This window comes from Ruegeria sp. AE4 (assembly GCF_056542185.1).
The window spans coordinates 1-3,004 of the sequence record NZ_JBQFZK010000040.1 but is presented as its reverse complement, the minus strand read 5'-3'; the positions used below and the strand labels follow the sequence as shown (position 1 = coordinate 3,004).

The following is a 3,004-nucleotide window of genomic DNA, read 5'->3' as shown; positions in this document are numbered from 1 at the left end:
CCGCTCCGGCCCCCGTGTTTATCAGGCGGTCAGGCCTTCTGGTTCTGGGAGTTTGTTTGCGCGGCAGCAGGCGGTGAGGGTGTTGGCCAGCAGGCAGGCGATGGTCATGGGGCCGACGCCGCCGGGGACCGGGGTGATGGCGCCGGCGCGTTCAGCGGCGCTGGCATAGTCGACGTCGCCGACCAGCTTGGTCTTGCCATCCCGCTCGATGCGGTTGATGCCCACGTCGATCACGGTGGCGCCTTCCTTGATCCAGTCGCCAGGCACCATTTCGGGGCGGCCAACAGCGGCCACGACGATATCGGCGCGGCGGACCACATCCGGCAGATCTTTGGTGCGCGAATGCGCGATGGTCACGGTGCAGCTGTCCCCCAGCAGCAGCTGCGCCATCGGCTTGCCCACGATGTTCGAGCGACCGATGACAACCGCATCCATGCCCGACAGCGACCCGTGGTGATCGCGCAGCATCATCAGGCAGCCCAGCGGGGTGCAGGGCACCATCGATTTCTGACCGGTGCCCAAAAGGCCCACGTTCGAGATATGGAAACCGTCCACATCCTTGGCCGGATCGATCGAATTGATCACCAGATCCTCGTTCAGGTGCTTGGGCAGCGGCAACTGGACCAGAATGCCATGCACCGCCGGGTCGGTGTTCAGTTTGTCGATCAGCGCCAGCAGCTCTGCCTCCGAGGTCTCCGCATCCAGCTTGTGCTCATACGAGTTCATGCCGACCTCGACGGTCATCTTGCCCTTCGAGCGGACATAGACCTGGCTGGCCGGATCCTCGCCCACCAGAACCACGGCCAGGCCGGGGGTGATGCCGTTTTCCTCTTTCAGCTTTGCAACCTGATCGGCCACCTGCGCGCGCACTTTGGCGGCAAAGGCCTTCCCGTCGATAACCTGCGCTACCATCCTTTGGTCCCTTCTTTCAAAACCCAAACGGGCGCAGAACGCGCCCGGTCTTTACTCGGGGCCGAGCACACGTTCCTCACGTGCAATCGACCAGTCAATCAGAATGCGCCAGAGCGTTTCGGACAAATCGGGGTCCATCCCCGCCGCCTGCGAACTGGCGCGCACCTTTTGCACCACATCCTCGACCCGGTCCGGGATGCGGGCGGGCAGGCCCTCGCCCGGCTTCAGCTCAGACGCGCGGTCGATATAGCTTGCGCGCCTCACCAGCATCCCGATCAGCTGGCGGTCCAGCCTGTCGATCTGAACCCGCAGATCCCGCATCGAATGGCAGTCCTGCGGCGGTGTCAGAGTGGGCATTATCGTCTCCTCATGGCCCGGGGGTCCCGGACCACGAGATGTCTTATTCAGCGGCTTAGAACAAGCCCTCGATCTCACCTGCGTCATTGAGGCAGATGGTTTCCGCGGCCGGTTTGCGGGGCAGGCCCGGCATGGTCATGATCTCACCGCAGACAACCACGATAAAGCCCGCGCCCGCGCTCAGGCGGACTTCACGCACCGGCACCGAATGGCCGGTGGGCGCGCCCCGCAAGCTCGGGTCGGTCGAGAAGCTGTACTGGGTTTTCGCCATGCAGACCGGCAGGTTGCCATACCCCGCAGCTTCCCATTCTTTCAGCTGCGTGCGGATCTTGTTGTCGGCCAGAACCTCGTCGGCGCGGTAGATGCGCTTGGCGATGGTTTCGATCTTCTCAAACAGCGGCATCTCGTCGGGGTAGATCGGCGCGAAGTTCGCAGAGCCCCCTTCGACGATTTCCACAACCTTGCGGGCCAGATCGGCGGAGCCTTCCGAGCCCAGCTCCCAATGGCGCGACAGAACCGCCTCGACCCCATGAGAGGCGCAATAATCCTTCACCGCCTGAACCTCGGCATCGGTGTCGGTGACAAAGTGGTTAATGGCGACAACAACCGGCACACCGAACGACTTCACGTTCTCGATATGGCGGCCCAGGTTGGCGCAGCCCGCCTTGACCGCAGCGACATTCTCGGCACCCAGATCGGCCTTGGCGACACCGCCATTCATCTTCATCGCGCGCACGGTGGCAACCAGAACCACGGCAGAGGGCGCAATGCCCGCCTTGCGGCACTTGATGTTCATGAACTTCTCGGCACCCAGATCGGCGCCAAAGCCCGCCTCGGTCACCACATAGTCAGCCACTTTCAGCGCGGTCTTGGTCGCGATCACCGAGTTGCAGCCATGCGCGATGTTGGCAAACGGGCCACCGTGGACAAAGGCCGGGTTGTTTTCCAGCGTCTGCACCAGGTTCGGCTGCATTGCGTCTTTCAGCAGAACGGTCATCGCGCCTTCGGCCTTGATGTCGCGGCAATAGACCGGCGTCTTGTCGCGGCGATAAGCCACGATGATATCACCCAGACGCTTTTCCAGATCCTTCAGGTCGTTTGACAGGCACAGGATCGCCATAACCTCGGACGCCACGGTGATGTCAAAACCTGTTTCACGCGGGAACCCGTTCGACACGCCGCCCAGGCTGGCGGTGATCTGGCGCAGGGCACGGTCGTTCATGTCGACCACACGACGCCATGCGACCCGGCGGGTGTCGATCTCGCATTCATTGCCCCAGTAGATGTGGTTGTCGATCATCGCCGACAGCAGCGAATGGGCCGAGGTGATCGCGTGGAAATCGCCGGTGAAGTGCAGGTTCATCTCTTCCATCGGAACAACCTGCGCATAGCCGCCCCCCGCAGCGCCGCCCTTCATGCCGAAGTTCGGGCCCAGCGAGGCCTCGCGGATACAGATCATCGCATTCTTGCCGATGCGGTTCAGACCGTCACCCAGACCAACGGTCGTGGTCGTCTTGCCTTCACCCGCAGGCGTCGGGTTGATCGCCGTCACCAGCACCAGCTTGCCGTCCTCACGACCCTGCACCGAGTTGATGAACTCCTGGCTCACCTTCGCCTTGTCATGCCCATACGGCAAAAGATCATCACTGGATATTCCAAGCTTCGCGCCGATCTCCTGGATCGGCTTCTTATTCGCTTCACGCGCAATTTCGATGTCGGATTTATAGCTCATTGG

Annotated in this window: 3 protein-coding genes; all 3 read right to left on the bottom strand. The window is 62.2% G+C overall.

Translation table 11 applies throughout. The annotated features are described in order from the left end of the window. Positions 1-21: 21 nt before the first annotated feature. From folD to ACR0EK_RS20185, 3 genes are read right to left on the bottom strand one after another with little or no spacing between them, the layout of a single operon-like run. Complete coding sequence (folD, locus tag ACR0EK_RS20195) at positions 22-912, bottom strand: bifunctional methylenetetrahydrofolate dehydrogenase/methenyltetrahydrofolate cyclohydrolase FolD (protein WP_209505538.1); 891 nt, start codon at positions 910-912, stop codon at positions 22-24. Positions 913-963: 51 nt separating this feature from the next. Then, complete coding sequence (locus ACR0EK_RS20190; protein ID WP_480473724.1) at positions 964-1,269, bottom strand: chorismate mutase; 306 nt, start codon at positions 1,267-1,269, stop codon at positions 964-966. 55 nt (positions 1,270-1,324) lie between these two features. Beyond that, positions 1,325-3,001 carry a formate--tetrahydrofolate ligase gene (locus ACR0EK_RS20185; protein ID WP_480484955.1) on the bottom strand — a complete coding sequence of 559 codons (1,677 nt, stop codon included), beginning with the start codon at positions 2,999-3,001 and terminating at the stop codon, positions 1,325-1,327. Positions 3,002-3,004: the final 3 nt, after the last annotated feature.